We start from the raw sequence: 15,675 nt of genomic DNA on the forward strand, positions 1-15,675 counted from the left end.
CACCCGCATGTGGTCCCGCGCCGCCTGGCAGTACCGTGCTTCCCTCCTCCTCACCGGCACCGCCCAAACCCTCAGCACCTGCCTCGACCTGGCCGCCCTCCTGGTCATCTACTCGCAGGTCAAAACGCTCGCCGGCTTCACCCTGCCGCAGACCCTGTACCTCTACGGCACCACCCGCCTCGCGTTCGCCCTCTCCGACGTGATCGCCAGCGGCATCGAGACCCTCAGCGACTCAATCCGGCTCGGCACCTTCGACATCATGCTCATCCGCCCGGTCGGCACCCTCGCCCAAGTCCTGGCCGACCAGTTCACCCCGAAGCGCTTCGGCAAGCTGATCCCCGCCACCGCCACCCTCGCCTGGGCAATCGAAACGCTGCCCGTCACGTGGACGCCCCTCAAAGCAGCGGTCTGCGTCGGCACGGTTCTGTGCGGCACGGTCATCTACTGCGCGCTCTGGGTCCTGACCGGCTCAATCAGCTTCGTGGCCACCGACGCCCGCGAGACGGCGAACATCATCACCTACGGCGGCGAACTGGTCACCGAGTACCCCTTCGCCATCTACGAGCGCCCCCTAGCCCTGACGATGACCTTCGCAATCCCGCTCGCGTTCATCACCTGGCAGCCCTCGCTCTACGTCCTCGGCCACCGCGACCCGCTCGGCCTGCCAACCTTCCTGCAGTTCTCCCCGCCCGCCGTCGCCCTCGCCCTCAGCGCCCTTGCCGCGCTCGTCTGGCGCTCCGCCGTGCGCCGCTATCGCTCCACCGGCAGCTAATCAACCAAGGAAGCTGATCCATAAAGGCCGCGAGAAGTTGCTTTGCCTCACGAACGGTGCGCTGTGCATTCGCAACCGGTCACCTGCAATTGCTGATGCAAACTCGTGAGTCTGGCATCGGTGTAAGCCACAGGATATACATTTACCCGACTAAAGAGCAGTTCAAAGCCCTTATCAAGAGGCATACTAATTAGATATCAACAGGTATAGCTGTCGCCGTCAGCCAGGAACGCCACTCTGGCGATAGCCGTTGAGGTATCTATGAACCCTTGCGCGGTCTCCCGTTTTCGATGCATACTGCTGCATCATCCGCGCTGATACTTCGTAACTGCCCGCTTGCCGCAAAGCGCCAATGCATGTGCATCAGCATTTGCGTCCTAGGCCATCAAGCGCGTTCATTGATCTTGCCCGAAACGCGATCCGAAGCAAGCCCCTTGCTGCCCGTACCGCAGTGCAACGCTTATCCGCACTGCCTCACGTGAGGAGAGACGCCCGAGTGGAACACGAAACGGACCCGGATAGACAGTCGGATGTTTCAGTGGTCCGAAGGCTCGGATCGACCCCGCAGGAGCGTGGCAGCACCAACGAGATGAACTGCCCTGACGTGTTCGAGCTCTCCGACGGCAGCTTCGGCTGCATCGGCACAGACCTGACGGAGACCCTGCGCGGCCCGCTCCCCCCTGGAGCCAGCATCGGCTCCCGTGAGCGGTTGGTGTCGATACCGCGCCAGACGATGCGCGACGCGCTTCCCGACATCATCCGCGTGTTCGCACCTCAGGGACCACACGGTCACAATTTTCGTGCGCACCGCCTGTACTTCTGATCACTCGGTCAGCCGCGGTCCGCTCGCTGATGGATCGCCGTCGTACTCTCGGCAGATCTCGTCGACCACTTGGGCGGAAGACCACTCCCGCGTCCCCGGCACCAGATCGCTGCCGCGGGCCTCGGCGCCGGCAGCCCAGTATTCCCTCATCAGCGGACTGCGAAAGAGCCGTCGCAACGCCGGCCGCATCCTGTCCTCTTCGTATTCGCTGAACTCCATCGCCAGACGTTGGTGCTGGTAGATGAGATTCGCGTACCAGAACTGTCGACGGACCGCATGCGGATAGCTTGCGCCATCGGGTTCCGGCCACACGGCGCCGAGGTGCTCATCCTCGATCGCCATGCGCAACAGCTCGACGTGCAGCCGGCGCAGGTCGGCTTCAGCGCTGCGGTGCAACTCGGCCTGCGTCTGGCTCATCTCTTGCCGTTGCAGCGCGAGTTCCTGCCGCTGAAGCTGGAGTTCCTTGAACTGCATGACGAAAGTGATCACGAGCGCCGCGAGGCCGAAGGCGGCGAACACAGCGGCGACACTCTCGAACGCCTGGCCGATGTTGCTCCACCGCTGCCACGCGCGATCCGGCAGCGCATACGCCATCAGGGCATTGAGGGCAATACCAAAGACCAGAATGAGCGCGGTGGCTCCTAGAAAGATCGCCCACCCATAACGCAAAACGAAAGGTCGACCCGACCGTGGGTTTCGATTCGCACGTCGTTTTCCGGAAAAACCCGCCCTATCCACTGTGATCGATCGGTCCGATTCACCATCCAACGCCGGCCCCCGACAAATCGCCCGCAAGGCCACGCCCGCGATCGCGCGGGCGGGTTCTGGTCAACCGGATCGTTCCCGGCTCTGACCGCGCCGAACCGAGGCGACTGTCGTGTTGAGGCGAAAGCGCGCGCGGCGATCGATACGTGTTCTACCGAATTTGTAGCCGGAGTGCTTGACTTTCTTAGCCGGGCACGTTTTCGTCCGCCGCTTCAGCCATGAGCTCGCCGGTGTAGAGAGCCTTGACGGCCGTCTCCAGGTCCAAGTCTCCGCGCAGGCGCTCCAGGGTTCCGTCGTAGGTGACGCGGCCGTGGTCGATCGCGACGATGCGGGAGCAGAGGCGCTCGATGTCGCCGACGTCGTGCGTGGTGAGCAGGATCGTCGTGCCCGTGTTCGCGTTGAGGTCGTGCAGGAAGTCGCGCACGACGTGCTTGGAGACGATGTCGAGGCCGATGGTCGGCTCGTCGAGGTACACGATCGCCGGGTCGTGCAGCAGCGCCGCGGTGATGTCGCCGCGCATCCGCTGGCCGAGGCTGAGCTGGCGGACCGGCTGGTCGAGTAGCGGGGCGAGGTCGAGGGCCCCGACGTAGTAGTCGAGGTTCTCGCGGAATCGCTGCGGGGGGATCCGGTACAGGCGCTGGATCAGGGTGAAGGAGTCGCGCAGTGGGAGGTCCCACCAGAGCGTCGTGCGCTGGCCGAACACCACGCCGATGCGCCGGGCGAGGCTGACGCGGTTGCGCTGCGGTTCGAGGCCGGCGACGCGGAGGGTGCCCGAGGTGGGCATCAGGATGCCGGTCAGCATCTTGATGGTGGTGGACTTGCCTGCGCCGTTGGGGCCGATGTAGCCGACCAGTTCGCCGGCTGCGACCTGCAGATCGATGTGGTCGACGGCGGTGAAGTCGGTGCGGCGGCGGCGCAGTCGGCCGGCACGGTGATAGCGGGTGAAGGTCTTCGTGAGCTGCTCGGCGACGATGACAGGCTCGGTCAACGGCACGCTGCTTCCACTCGCGGTGACGGGGGAACGAACCATCGTTGCGGGCGGGCTGACGCGCCGCAAGCGAATAACGGCTACGGGTGGCGTCGGGCGAAGAGGATCGCGCCGGGCGGGCCTTCCGCGGGCGTGAGCACCAGGTGGGCCTCGACCGCGAAGCCTGCGTCACGCAGTCTGTCGGCCACTTGTTCGGGCTGTCGGCGGTAGACCCAGACGTTCATGGCGTGACCGCCGTACCCCTTGGTTTTCAGCGTTGCCGTGTCGCCGATGTGGAAGCCGAGAAGGAGTGGGGCGCGGGGACGCAGCACCCGGTGGAAGTGCTCGAATACGCCCTTGAGCTCGCGGTCGGGGATGTGGATCAGCGACCAGAACGTGAGGAGACCAGCGAGTGAGGCGTCGGCGAGCCTCAGGTCTGTCATCGAGCCCACTTCGAAACGCAGCGTCGGATGCTCGCGCCGGGCGACGTCGATCATCGCGGGCGAGAGGTCGATGCCGAAAACGTCCAGACCAAGCCCGCTTAGGTGTGCGGTGACGTGTCCCGGCCCACAGCCCACGTCCGCCACTGGACCGGCGCCGCTTTCGCTCGCCAATTCGGCGAACAGGGCGAGGGCGGAGCGGAGGTAGGGTGCCGATTCCAGCGCTTCGCGCGTCTGGCCGGCATAGCTGACGGCGACTGTGTCGTATGAGGTGCGCGTGTCTGCAAGCCAGTTGTCGGTGGTCACTGGCGACACGGTAACGCTCGGGTCTGACACGGTCAGACGCCTGAGTTTCCGCCTTATTCGGGGACGATTGCGTACCTGAGGTAGATGCCCAGCTGGCGCTGCACCTCTCCTTCCAGGCGCATGCCGAGCCGTTGCGCGACGCGGATCGACGGTTCGTTGCGCGGGCGGATCAGCGCGACGACCGGCACACCGGGCGCCATCTTGGCGGCGAGGGCGAGGGACGCGCGGCCGAGCTCGGTCGCGTAGCCCTTCCCCCAGGCTGAGGGGCGGAAGCGGTAGTACAGGTTGAGGAAGTCCTCGTCTTCGGCGACCGGGCGCACGCCGCCGAAGCCGAGCACCTGGCCGTCCTGCGGGCTGCGCACGACCCAGTAGCCGAAGCCTTCTGAGCGCCAGTGCTGCCGCCAAACCTCCAGGACGGGGGCGGCCGCGTCCGGATCGACCATCGCGCCGGCCGGGTTGTGCACGTTGGTGGCCGGGTCACCGTGAATCGCGAAGTAGGCGTCCGCCACGTCGGGGTCGGTGGTCGGCACGCACAGCAGCAACCGCTCCGTGCGCTGCCACTCCGGATGCCCGGTCGAGTCGACGCCGCGGGTAACGCCGCGCGGAAGGCTGGCTCCTAGCCCGGCCGGCAGCTCGCCGAGCAGGTCGGTGTCTTTGGGACGGCCCAGTTCGCGGCTCATCAGAATCACGTCATGACGGGCCGCGCCGACCGCGACGACGTTGCGCAGCGCACCGGTGCGATGGAAGCCATGGCGTTCGTAGAGGGCGATCGCCGCGTGGTTGTTACCGCGCACTTCAAGCATGAGCACCTCGACGCTGGCGGCCCGCGCATCCGCGGCAATCGCCTCGATGAGTGCGGTACCGATACCGGCTCCACGGGCTTCCGGCGCGACCACGACGCGGTCCAGTTCGGCGAGCACGCGGCGGGTCGGGTACGGACTGCGCGTCCACTGCGCCGTGCCGATGATCGTTCCCTCGTCGGTTTGCGCGACGGCCAGCCCGGCGTCGCCACGCTCCGCGTCGATCATCAGCTTTTCGAGGTGGTTCTCGTACTCCGGTCGCGTGATCTCCGTGCTGAGGCCGAGCGCTTCACCGCGGGCCGCGGCGGCGACGACCAGTTCTGCCACGGCGGCGAGGGCAGTGCGGTCGGATTTCCGTACGAAGGTCACTCGGACGGTTGGCTGTTCTCGCACCAAGCGATCATATGGCCGAGATCACTCGGGCGGTCGAAAAAGCGTCTGTCGGATCAGGAATAGCTTCGGACGGGTGCCGGTTGTGCCGGGCATGAAGGTTGAGGTTTACAGCGATATCGCCTGCCCGTGGTGCTACATCGGCAAGCATCGCTTCGAGCGCGCTCTCGCGGCGTTCCCCGGCGCCGAGTCCGTCGAGGTGGTGTATCGGCCGTACCAGTTGGACCCGGGCGCGCCGGCGGTCGCTTCATCGCACCGCGAGTACCTCGACCAGCGGTACGGCCCGGATTCGGCGCAGATGGACGCCCACGTCGCCAAGCTCGGCCGTGGCGAGGGAATCGCGTTCGACTTCGACAAGGCGCTGCACGTCAACACGCTTGACGGACACCGGCTGCTGCGTTTCGCGCTGCGCGATTACGGACCGGCGGTACAGGCGGCGCTGAAGGAAAAGCTGCTCGCCGCACGGTTCGCGGAGGGCGGCAACGTGGGCGACCATGAGCAGCTCGTCGAGGCGGCCGCGGCCGTCGGCATGGATCGCGCGGGGGTCGCGGCTTTCCTCGCCTCCGACCAGGACCGCAAGGAAGTGCTGGACGAGATCGCCGAGGCGCAGGCCATGGGCGTCTCATCGGTGCCCACGTTCGTCTTCGACGGGCGCTGGGCCGTCTCCGGTGCGCAGGACAGCGACACCTTCCTGCGCGTGCTGGAGCAGGTCGCGGCGCAGGAGCAGCAGCAGCAGGAGCAAGGTCAGGACGAGGTCTGAGGTTTCACGGCTCGTTACTGAGTGCTTGTCAGAACAGCGGAAAATCCGCGAAAAGTAGCAATTAACTAGGGAGAGGTACAGCCATGTCCAAAATCGTGGTCTTCGGCGCTAGCGGAATGATCGGGCAGCGCGTGGTGCGGGAGGCGCTCAGCCGCGGTCACGAAGTGACGGCCGCGGTGCGCAACCCGGACAAGGTGACCGAGCAGCACCCCAACCTCACCGTGCAGGCCGCGGACGTGACCGACCCTGCCGCGGTCGAGAAGCTCGTCGCCGGCGCCGACGCCGTGATCAGCACGACCTCTCCCCGCACCCCGGGCATCGAGCCGAAGGACCAGGTCGCGGCGAACATCAACAGCCTCGTCTCGGTGCTGCGGTCGCTCGGCGAGAGCGCGCCGTACCTCGTGGTCGTCGGCGGCGCGGGCAGCCTGCTGATCGGCTCCGGCGAGCGCCTCGTGGACCAGCCCTACTTCCCGGACATCTACAAGCCCGAGGCCCTGGCGCACGCCGAGGGTCTGGAGAAGCTGCGCGGCGTATCCGACGTGGCCTGGACCTACGTCAGCCCGGCCGGCGTCATCCAGCCCGGCGAGCGCACGGGCACCTTCCGCCTCGGCGACGACTACCTGGTCACGGACGCCGAGGGCAACAGCAACATCTCGGCCGAGGACTACGCGATCGTGCTGATCGACGAAGTGGAGAAGCGCGAGCACGTCGGCCGCCGGTTCACCGCCGCCTACTAGTCGCACTGGACTTCGTCGCACTGGGCGCAGTCGTCACGGCAAGTGCCCCGTCGCGGTCCTCTCGGACTACGGCGGGGCACTCGGGCGTTCGGAGGGGACGGGCCTATTTCTTGTTGCGCGGCCGCTTCTCGCGCACGCGCACCGAGATCTCGATCGGCGAGCCGACGAAGCCGAACTCCTCGCGCAGCCGCCGCTCGATGAACCGGCGGTATCCGGCGTCGAGGAAACCGGACGCGAACAGCACGAAGCGCGGCGGCCGCGTCCCGACCTGGGTGCCGAACAGGATGCGCGGCTGCTTTCCGCCGCGGACCGGGTGCGGGTGCTCGGCGACCAGCGAGCCGAGGAACGAGTTGAGCTTCGCCGTGGGGATGCGCGTGGCCCAGCCTTCGAGCGCGGCCTCGAGCGCGGGCACCAGCTTCTCCATGTGCCGGCCGGTGCGCGCCGAGATGTTCACCCGCGGCGCCCACGTCACCTGCACCAGGTCCTTCTCGATCTCCCGCTCCAGGTAGAAGCGGCGCTCGTCGTCGAGCAGGTCCCACTTGTTGTAGGCCAGCACCAGGGCGCGGCCGGCCTCGGCGACCTTGGAGATGATCCGGGAATCCTGCTCAGTGAGCGCGTCGCTGGCGTCGATCAGCACGACCGCGACCTCCGCCTTCTCGATCGCGGCGGCGGTGCGCAGCGAGGCGTAGAAGTCCGCTCCATAGGTCTGGTGCACCCGGCGGCGAATGCCCGCCGTGTCCACGAAACGCCAGGTCTTGCCGCCCAACTCGACCAGTTCGTCCACCGGGTCGCGGGTGGTGCCCGCCACCGAGTCGACGACCACCCGGTCCTCTCCGGCCAGCTTGTTGAGCAGCGAGGACTTGCCGACGTTGGGCTTGCCGACCAGCGCGACCCGGCGCGGCCCGCCGAGGCCGCCGACGCCGAAGCCCTCGCGCGGCGGCTCGGGCAGCGCCTCGAGCGCGGCGTCGAGCAGGTCGCCGGAGCCGCGGCCGTGCATGGCGGAGACCGGGTGCGGTTCGCCGAGGCCGAGCGACCACAGCGCGTACGCCTCGGCCTCCTGCTGCTGGTTGTCCACCTTGTTCGCGGCCAGGATCACCGGCTTCTTCGTGCGCCGCAGCACCTTGACGAAGGCCTCGTCGGTGTTGGTCATGCCGACCGTGGCGTCCACGACGAGGATGACCGCGTCGGCCAGCTCGACCGCGATCTCCGCCTGCTCAGCGACTCGGGCGTCCATCCCCTCGACGTCGACCTCCCAGCCCCCGGTGTCCACCACGGTGAACCGGCGCCCGGCCCAGTTCGCCTCGTAGTACACCCGGTCACGGGTGACGCCCGGCACGTCCTGCACGACCGCTTCGCGCCGGCCGAGGATCCGGTTGACCAGGGTCGACTTGCCGACGTTCGGGCGGCCGACGATCGCCAGCACCGGCAGCGGAGCCGAGGCGCCGGCCTCCTCGTCCTCGTCGCCGAGTTCGGCGGGCAGCGGTTCGGCGTTGCCGAATTCGTCGACGAACTCGCTCGGGTCGAACGGCGCGTCGAGGTCGTCGTCGAACGCGTCGTGGTCCACAGTCATCGCCAGTTCGTCCTTACCGCTTACCTAGATCAATACGTCATTACCGCGTCGCGGCGGTGCCGCGCTGCTCAGCGGCTCAGGCGCGCCCGGTCTCCCGGCGTGCCTGCTCGATGTGCGCACGCAATGCGTCACGCAGCTGCTCGCTTGCAGCCGCGACGGCTTTACGTCCGGTTCCGCGCCCGAGGTCGATCGGTGGGCCGTACACCACGTCGAGACGCGCGCGCAGGCTGGGCAGCGAGCCGATCGTCGTGCCGCGTGCGCCCGCACCGAGGCAGGCCACCGGCACCACGGGCGCCCCCGAACGCAGCGCGAAGTACGCAAGACCATTGTGCATGGTCGCGAAGTCCTCCGCCGAACGCGTGCCTTCAGGGAACACTCCGAGTACGCCGCCTTGTTCCAGCACGCCGAGCGCGGCCTGGATCGCGGCCCGGTCGGCGCCGTGCCGGTCCACGCTGATCTGGCCGAGCCAGCGCAGGGCCGGGCCGATCACGCCGCGGAACATCTCGCGCTTGACCATGAAGTGCACCGGTCGCGGCGCGAGCCCGACGATCAACGGGCCGTCCAGGAAGCCGCTGTGGTTGCCGGCCAGGATGACCGGGCCGGAGGCGGGCACGTGCTCGGCTCCGTGCAGCCTGATCTTCCAGAACGGCCGCAGCACGAAGGGTCCGATCCGGCGGGCGCGTCGGGCCGCGTGCGCGGGCGGTGCGACGCGGACGGCCGTCGTGGAAGGCGCCGGGCCGGCCGCGGGCGCGTTCGTCGGCGTGGTCATCCGCGCGCTGCCTCGACGAGCTCGACGACGCGCTCGATCACCTGAGCGAGGGTCAGGTGCGTCGCGTCGACGACGATCGCGCCGGGGGCGGCCTCGTGCGGGCGAGTGGTCTTGGCGTCCTCGGCGTCGCGCCTGGCCAGGTCGGCGAGGGTGGTCACGGCGCCGCCGCTGGCGACCGCGCCGAGTTCGGCGCTGCGCCGCGCGGCCCTGGCCTCGGGAGACGCGGTCAGGAAGATCTTGCTCTCGGCGTTCGGATACACCACGTCCGCTATGTCGCGGCCCTCGGCGACGACGCCGCCGGACTCGGCGAGCGCGGCGGCGATGATCTGCCGCTGCAATCCGATAAGCCGATCACGCACGGGCTGCACCCCGGCGACCGCGGAGACGGCAGCGGTGACCTCGGCGGTGCGGATCTGCTTTCCGACGTCCTCGCCGTCGACGCTGATCGACGGCTCGTCGGGGTCCGTACCGGAGACGATGAGCGGCTTAACGCACGCTGCGGCGACCGCCTGCGGGTCGGTTACGTCGACGCCGTTGTGCAGCATCCACCACGTCATCGCCCGGTACTGGGCACCGGTGTCGAGGTAGCGGAGGCCGAGTCTGCGTGCCACGCCCTTGGACACGCTGGACTTCCCCGAGCCGGACGGCCCGTCGACCGCGACCACGATCGCCTTGTCAGTCACCTAGGCACCACGCATTTCTCCTCGGACCCGACCCCGGATGGAGATAAAGGGTATCGGTGCTGACGGGGCGTCAGGTCGCGGCGGTCAAAGCGGCGGTCAACTCTGGACGGTCCAGCCGCGCTCGGTCAGCCGCGCGGTCAGCGGTTCGGCGGACTCGGGCGCGACCTGGAGCGTGACCAGGCCGACCGGCTGGCCGGGCGAGTGCTCGATCCGCACGTCCTCGATGTTGACTCCGGCCGCTCCCACCGCGGCGAACAGCCGGGCCAGTTCGCCGGGCGCGTCGCTGATGACGACGGGAACCGTGGCGTAGACCGCGCGCGGTGAGCCGTGCTTGCCGGGGATGCGGGACTGTCCGGCGTTGCCGCGCCGCAGCAGCGCGACGAGCGTTTCACGCGCCGCGGCCTGCTTGTCGGCGTCCTGCGCGGTCAGTCCGCGTAGCGCGTCGACCGCCGCGTTCAGGTCGGCGGCGTACTCCTCCAGCACGTCGGCGACCGCGGTCGCGTTCGCGGAGAGGATTTCCTGCCACAACTGTGGGTCTCCGGCGGCGATCCTGGTCACGTCGCGGACCCCGGGCCCGGCGATCCGCGCGGCGTCCTCCGAGGCGTGCTCAAGGCGCGCGGCCATGATCGCCGAGACGACGTGCGGGGTGTGCGAGATCAACGCGACCGCGTGGTCGTGGTCGGCGGCGTCCATCACGACCGGCACCGCGCCGCACAGCGAGATCAGTTCCAGCGCCCGGTTGAGTGTGTCGCGGCCGGTCTCGGCGGTCGGGGTGAGCACCCAGGGGCGACCGTCGAACAGGTCGGCTCGCGCGCCGAGCGGCCCGGCCGTCTCGCGCCCCGAGAGCGGATGCCCGCCGATGTAGGTCTTCTGGTCCACTCCGTGCGCGGCGGCCGCGTTCTGCGGGCCGGCCTTCACCGAGGCGACGTCCGTGTATGCGGAGGCGAGCCCGCGTCGCTGTACATCCGCGAGCACGGTGGCAACGTGAGCTGGCGGTACCGCAACCACCGCGAGGTCCACGGGCGCCGGTGGCTCCGATACGTCTCCGGCGCCGAGCGAAGCCGCAGTGCGTAAGGCGGACTCGTCGCGGTCCGATAGATATACGGTCACGCCGCGGCGCGTTAGGGCGAGCGCTACCGACGTACCGATCAAACCGGTCCCGATGACCGCAGCTGTACGCATGCTCGCTACTGTGCGATATCCCGGCGCAGCGCGGTAGCCCCGCCGAGGTAGACATGCTGGATCTCCTGCTTCGAACGCAGCGTCTCCACGTGCGCCAGGATCCGTACGACCCGCGGCAGCGCGCCCGGGACGTCGATCTCCGCGGCACACAGCAGCGGCGTGTCCACCAAACCCAGCTCCCGGGCGGCCAGCGCGGGGAACTCACTGGTCAGGTCGGGGGTGGAGGTGAAGATCATGGAGATGACGTCCTCGGCGGTGAAGCCGTTGGCCTCGAATAACGCGCTCACCAGCTCGGTGGTCGCTTTGAGAACGAGCTGCCGCTCATCCGCATCCACCTGTACGGCCCCACGTACCGCGCGTACAGCCATCGCGGCCACCTCCCGTCCCGTCGATCGTCCTGGTCAGCCTAGCGACGACCCGACCGGCGCCGCCAACCGCGAACAGTTCTGTCCAATTGGCGGACAGCCGAGGTCCTGCCACACCCGCAAGGCTGGATTTGCCCGCGACGTAACCGGAAGCGCAACATTCGCCTGTTAAGCTGGTAGCCCGTGGATGACCGGCCGACCCCCACCCAGCCACTCGCTCGCAACGACCACGGGAGCCCCACGTTGGCAGTGTCCAGCCGTTCCGCAGCCCAGAGGAAACCTTCCGGACGCCCGACCAAGCACCTCTTCGTCACGGGGGGCGTCGCCTCCTCGCTCGGCAAGGGGTTGACCGCGTCCAGCCTCGGCGCGCTGCTCAAGGCACGCGGGCTACGGGTCACCATGCAGAAGCTGGATCCGTATCTCAACGTGGATCCGGGCACCATGAACCCCTTCCAGCACGGCGAGGTCTTCGTCACCGACGACGGCGCCGAGACCGACCTGGACATCGGCCACTACGAGCGGTTCCTCGACACCGACCTGCACGGCTTCGCGAACGTGACCACCGGGCAGGTGTACTCCTCGGTGATCGCCAAGGAGCGGCGCGGCGAGTACCTCGGCGACACGGTGCAGGTCATCCCGCACATCACCAACGAGATCAAGGCCCGCATCCTGGCCATGGACGCGGTCGAGGTGGACGGCGCCCCGGTCGACATCGTGATCACCGAGATCGGCGGCACCGTCGGCGACATCGAGTCGCTGCCGTTCCTGGAGGCGGCCCGGCAGGTGCGGCATGAGATCGGCCGCGGCAACTGCTTCTTCCTGCACATCTCCCTGGTGCCTTACATCGGCCCGTCCGGCGAGCTGAAGACCAAGCCGACCCAGCACTCGGTGGCCGCGCTGCGCTCCATCGGCATCCAGCCGGACGCGATCGTCTGCCGCGCGGACCGGCCGATCCCGGAATCGATCAAGCGCAAGATCTCGCTGATGTGCGACGTGGACGAGGAGGCGGTGGCCACCGCGGCCGACGCGCCGTCGATCTACGACATCCCGAAGGTGCTGCACGCCGAGGGCCTCGACGCGTACGTGGTGCGCCGCCTCGACCTGCCGTTCCGGGACGTGGACTGGCACGCCTGGGACGACCTGCTGCGCCGGGTGCACAAGCCCAAGCACGAGGTGACCGTCGCGCTGGTCGGCAAGTACATCGACCTGCCGGACGCCTATCTGTCGGTGACCGAGGCGCTGCGCGCGGGCGGGTTCGCGAACGACGCGCGGGTCAAGATCAAGTGGGTGGCGTCGGACACCTGCGAGACCGACGCGGGCGCGGCCAAGCAGCTCAAGGACGTCGACGCGGTGTGCATCCCCGGCGGCTTCGGGGTGCGCGGCATCGAGGGCAAGATCAACGCGGTGAAGTACGCGCGCGAGCACAAGCTGCCGACCTTGGGCCTGTGCCTGGGTCTGCAGTGCATGGTGATCGAGGCCGCCCGGCACCTGTCCGGCCTGGACGGCGCGGGCTCCAGCGAGTTCGACGAGAACACCGAGCACCCGGTCATCTCGACCATGAAGGACCAGGTCGACATCCTCGCCGGCGGCGGCGACCTCGGCGGCACGATGCGCCTCGGCCTGTACCCCGCGGAGCTGGCCGAGGGCTCGATCGTGCGCGAGCTGTACGGCGAGGCGAAGATCGAGGAGCGGCACCGGCACCGCTACGAGGTCAACAACGACTACCGGGAGAAGATCGCGGCCGGGGGCCTGGTCTTCTCGGGTACTTCTCCGGACGGCCGGCTGGTCGAGTTCATCGAGTTGCCGCGCGAGATGCACCCGTATTTCGTGGCCACGCAGGCACACCCGGAGCTGCGTTCCCGGCCGACTCGGCCGCACCCGCTGTTCGTCGGCCTGGTCGCCGCGGCGGTCGCGCGGCGCAACAGTAGCGGCGGCAGTGGCAGCGGTAACGGCGGCGGCAAGCAGCGCGGCTAACGCGCCGAGCGGCCGCGCACGTGACGCCGCGTAAGATCTCCAGCATGCCTTTCACATTGGCGGACAGCCCCGAGGAATGGCCGGTTGAGCTCACCGAGGACCTGGCGTCCGGTGGGATCACCACGTACCGCCGGGATCGGGTACGGATGCCGTCGGGCAAGGCACAGAACCGCGAATACACGCTGCACCCTGGCGCGGTAGCGATTCTGGCGCTGGACGACGCGGACCGCGTGCTCGTCATTACGCAGTATCGGCATCCGGTACGGCACCGGCTGGTCGAACTGCCGGCCGGGCTGCACGACAAGCGCGGCGACGGCGAGGCTCCGCTGGAGGCCGCGCAGCGGGAGCTGTGGGAGGAGACGGATCTGCGAGCGGCGGACTGGCGCGTGCTCGCGGATTTCTACAACACGGCGGGCTCCTCGAACGAGGCGAGCCGGGTGTACCTGGCGCGCGGCGTCGAGACCGTGGACGGCGACTCGCACGACCGCGAGGACGAGGAGGCCGACATGCAGCAGGAGTGGGTTCCGTTCGAGGACCTGCTCCAGGCGGTGCTGGCCGGCCAGGTCGGCACGGCGGCCACCGTCGTCGGCGTGCTGGCCTTGGCGGCGGCGCGCGGCCGGCCGGAAGGACTGGAGTCGCTGCGCCCCGCCGACGCGCCCTGGTCCGCGCGCCCGTTCTAACCTGCCCGGCCCTTAATCTGTGCGAAACACTTCCGCCCTCGGCCTTGGATTCCAAGGCCGAGGGCGGTCTTTTCCATAGAGCAAGAGCTTGCGAGGCGACACTCCGTCCGGGCTTGCGGCAAACCCGACGCAGCGTGTAAGGCCGCTTTGACCACGTCACAGGGCATCCGCGGATTAGGATTTCCACAACCAGCAACCGGCTCGTCCCGGTTCGGCACGGTTTCTCCGACATAGTCGTTTCATAGTCGTTTTCGCTCAAAGGACGATACGCCGTGAAGGTCGGTATTCCCCGCGAAGTCAAGAACCACGAGTACCGGGTCGCGATCACCCCGGCGGGTGTCCACGAGCTGACCCGCGCAGGACATGAGGTGTTCGTCGAGGCCCAGGCCGGAGTCGGCTCCTCGATCCCGGACGCGGACTTCGCCGCCGCCGGGGCCGAGATCCTGCCGAGCGCCGACGAGGTGTGGGCGACCGGCGAGCTGATCCTCAAGGTCAAGGAGCCGGTGGCCAGCGAGTACCACCGCATCCGGCGCGACCAGACCCTGTTCACCTACCTGCACCTGGCCGCCTCGCGCGAGTGCACCGACGCGCTGCTGAAGGCGGGCGTCACCGCGATCGCGTACGAGACGGTGCAGCTGCCGAACGGCTCGCTTCCGCTGCTCGCCCCGATGTCCGAGGTCGCCGGGCGGCTGGCCCCGCAGGTCGGCGCGTACAACCTGATGCGCTTCTCGGGCGGGCGCGGGGTGCTGCCTGGCGGCGTGCCCGGTGTGGCCCCGGCAAAGGCGGTCGTGATCGGCGCGGGCGTCTCCGGCTGGCACGCGACGACGATCGCCGCCGGGATGGGCTTCGAGGTGACGCTGCTCGACCGCGACATCGCGAAGCTGCGCGAGGCGGAGAAGGTCTTCGGCAACCAGATCAAGACCCTGGCTTCCAACGCGTTCACGCTCGAGCGCGCGGTGCTCGAGGCCGACCTGGTGATCGGCGCGGTGCTGATTCCCGGGGCCAAGGCGCCCAAGCTGGTGAGCAACGAGCTGGTCTCCCGGATGAAGCCGGGCTCGGTGCTGGTGGACATCGCGATCGACCAGGGCGGCTGCTTCGAGGACTCGCGGCCGACCACGCACGCCGAGCCGACGTTCCGGGTGCACGAGTCAGTGTTCTACTGTGTCGCGAACATGCCCGGCGCGGTGGCGAACACCTCGACCTACGCGCTGACCAACGTGACCCTGCCGTACGCGCTCGAGCTGGCGAACAAGGGCTGGCGCGAGGCCTGCCGCGCCGACCACGCGCTCGCGCTCGGCCTGAACACGCACGCCGGCGAGGTCACCTACGCCCCCGTCGCCGAGGCACACGGCCTGCCGTCGCTCAAGCTCGACGAGGTCTTGGCCTGAGCACGCGAGAGACGGTCGGAAGAATCGCGCCGATCTAGATCTTTTGAGCTAAACGAGACCGGCCCGCGCTCGGATTCGCGAGCCCGGGCCGGTCTTTTGCTCAGGTTATGTGAGAACTCTTATCCGCCCGGGATAAACGGATACGTGGTGCCCCGACGGATACCTCTCACGATTACTGCTGCGGCGGCTGCTGCCCCCACGTCGGGGGCTGGTCGCCCGGCTGCGCATATCCGGAAGCGGGCGGGACGTAACCGCCGGCCGGCGGGGTGTACCCGCCTTCCTGCGCCGGCTGGCCCTTGAACGC

Annotated in this window: 15 protein-coding genes and 1 pseudogene; 7 read left to right on the forward strand and 9 right to left on the reverse strand. The window is 68.5% G+C overall.

From position 1 onward, the window contains the following. On the forward strand, positions 1-772 hold a 772-nt coding region (locus VFA06_RS01870; RefSeq protein ID WP_324838583.1), incomplete at its 5' end, for an ABC transporter permease. A 496-nt stretch (positions 773-1,268) separates the two neighbouring features. After that, complete coding sequence (locus tag VFA06_RS01875; RefSeq protein ID WP_324838584.1) at positions 1,269-1,595, forward strand: hypothetical protein; 327 nt, start codon at positions 1,269-1,271, stop codon at positions 1,593-1,595. Here the strand turns inward: VFA06_RS01875 and VFA06_RS01880 are convergent, their stop codons facing one another. From VFA06_RS01880 to VFA06_RS01895, 4 genes and pseudogenes are all read right to left on the reverse strand, one after another. Next, a complete protein-coding gene (locus tag VFA06_RS01880; protein WP_324838585.1) occupies positions 1,596-2,189 on the reverse strand; it encodes a DUF6082 family protein in 594 nt (197 codons plus the stop codon). 442 nt (positions 2,190-2,631) lie between these two features. Next, positions 2,632-3,390, reverse strand: a pseudogene (locus tag VFA06_RS01885) (ABC transporter ATP-binding protein); the annotation flags it as partial. Between the two features lie 38 nt (positions 3,391-3,428). Continuing rightward, positions 3,429-4,073 (reverse strand): class I SAM-dependent methyltransferase, encoded by a 645-nt coding sequence (locus tag VFA06_RS01890; RefSeq protein ID WP_324838587.1) that lies wholly within the window; start codon positions 4,071-4,073, stop codon positions 3,429-3,431. Positions 4,074-4,126: 53 nt separating this feature from the next. Continuing rightward, on the reverse strand, positions 4,127-5,266 hold the full coding sequence (locus VFA06_RS01895; protein ID WP_324838588.1) for a GNAT family N-acetyltransferase: 1,140 nt from the start codon (positions 5,264-5,266) through the stop codon (positions 4,127-4,129). Positions 5,267-5,357: 91 nt separating this feature from the next. Here VFA06_RS01895 and VFA06_RS01900 point away from each other — a divergent pair, with 91 nt between their 5' ends. Both VFA06_RS01900 and VFA06_RS01905 read left to right on the forward strand, forming a co-directional pair. Then, the gene (locus VFA06_RS01900; protein WP_324838589.1) at positions 5,358-6,023 is read left to right on the forward strand and encodes a DsbA family oxidoreductase; all 666 of its coding nucleotides are present in this window, start codon (positions 5,358-5,360) and stop codon (positions 6,021-6,023) included. 83 nt (positions 6,024-6,106) lie between these two features. Beyond that, positions 6,107-6,760: an NAD(P)-dependent oxidoreductase gene (locus VFA06_RS01905; protein ID WP_324838590.1), complete on the forward strand. Its 654-nt coding sequence runs from the start codon at positions 6,107-6,109 to the stop codon at positions 6,758-6,760. 103 nt (positions 6,761-6,863) lie between these two features. Here the strand turns inward: VFA06_RS01905 and der are convergent, their stop codons facing one another. The 5 genes from der to aroH form a co-directional block, all read right to left on the reverse strand. Next, complete coding sequence (gene der / locus VFA06_RS01910; protein WP_324838591.1) at positions 6,864-8,330, reverse strand: ribosome biogenesis GTPase Der; 1,467 nt, start codon at positions 8,328-8,330, stop codon at positions 6,864-6,866. A gap of 76 nt (positions 8,331-8,406) precedes the next feature. Next, the gene (locus tag VFA06_RS01915; protein WP_324838592.1) at positions 8,407-9,099 is read right to left on the reverse strand and encodes a lysophospholipid acyltransferase family protein; all 693 of its coding nucleotides are present in this window, start codon (positions 9,097-9,099) and stop codon (positions 8,407-8,409) included. Continuing rightward, a complete protein-coding gene (cmk, locus tag VFA06_RS01920; RefSeq protein ID WP_324838593.1) occupies positions 9,096-9,782 on the reverse strand; it encodes a (d)CMP kinase in 687 nt (228 codons plus the stop codon). Before cmk ends, VFA06_RS01915 begins: the two co-directional genes overlap by 4 nt. Before the next feature lie 96 nt (positions 9,783-9,878). Further along, entirely contained in the window at positions 9,879-10,964 is a 1,086-nt protein-coding gene (locus tag VFA06_RS01925) for a prephenate dehydrogenase (RefSeq protein WP_324838594.1), read from the reverse strand. A 5-nt stretch (positions 10,965-10,969) separates the two neighbouring features. Next, the gene (gene aroH, locus VFA06_RS01930; protein ID WP_324838595.1) at positions 10,970-11,332 is read right to left on the reverse strand and encodes a chorismate mutase; all 363 of its coding nucleotides are present in this window, start codon (positions 11,330-11,332) and stop codon (positions 10,970-10,972) included. Between the two features lie 240 nt (positions 11,333-11,572). Here aroH and VFA06_RS01935 point away from each other — a divergent pair, with 240 nt between their 5' ends. From VFA06_RS01935 to ald, 3 genes are all read left to right on the forward strand, one after another. Then, a complete protein-coding gene (locus VFA06_RS01935) occupies positions 11,573-13,303 on the forward strand; it encodes a CTP synthase (protein WP_414639800.1) in 1,731 nt (576 codons plus the stop codon). A 44-nt stretch (positions 13,304-13,347) separates the two neighbouring features. Beyond that, entirely contained in the window at positions 13,348-13,983 is a 636-nt protein-coding gene (locus VFA06_RS01940; RefSeq protein WP_324838596.1) for an NUDIX hydrolase, read from the forward strand. Between the two features lie 272 nt (positions 13,984-14,255). Then, positions 14,256-15,371, forward strand: a complete 1,116-nt coding sequence (ald, locus tag VFA06_RS01945; RefSeq protein WP_324838597.1) for an alanine dehydrogenase — start codon at positions 14,256-14,258, stop codon at positions 15,369-15,371. The last annotated feature ends 304 nt before the right edge of the window (positions 15,372-15,675 follow it).

This window comes from Actinocrinis sp. (assembly GCF_035653575.1).
Taxonomy (GTDB): Bacteria; Actinomycetota; Actinomycetes; order Streptomycetales; family Catenulisporaceae; genus Actinocrinis.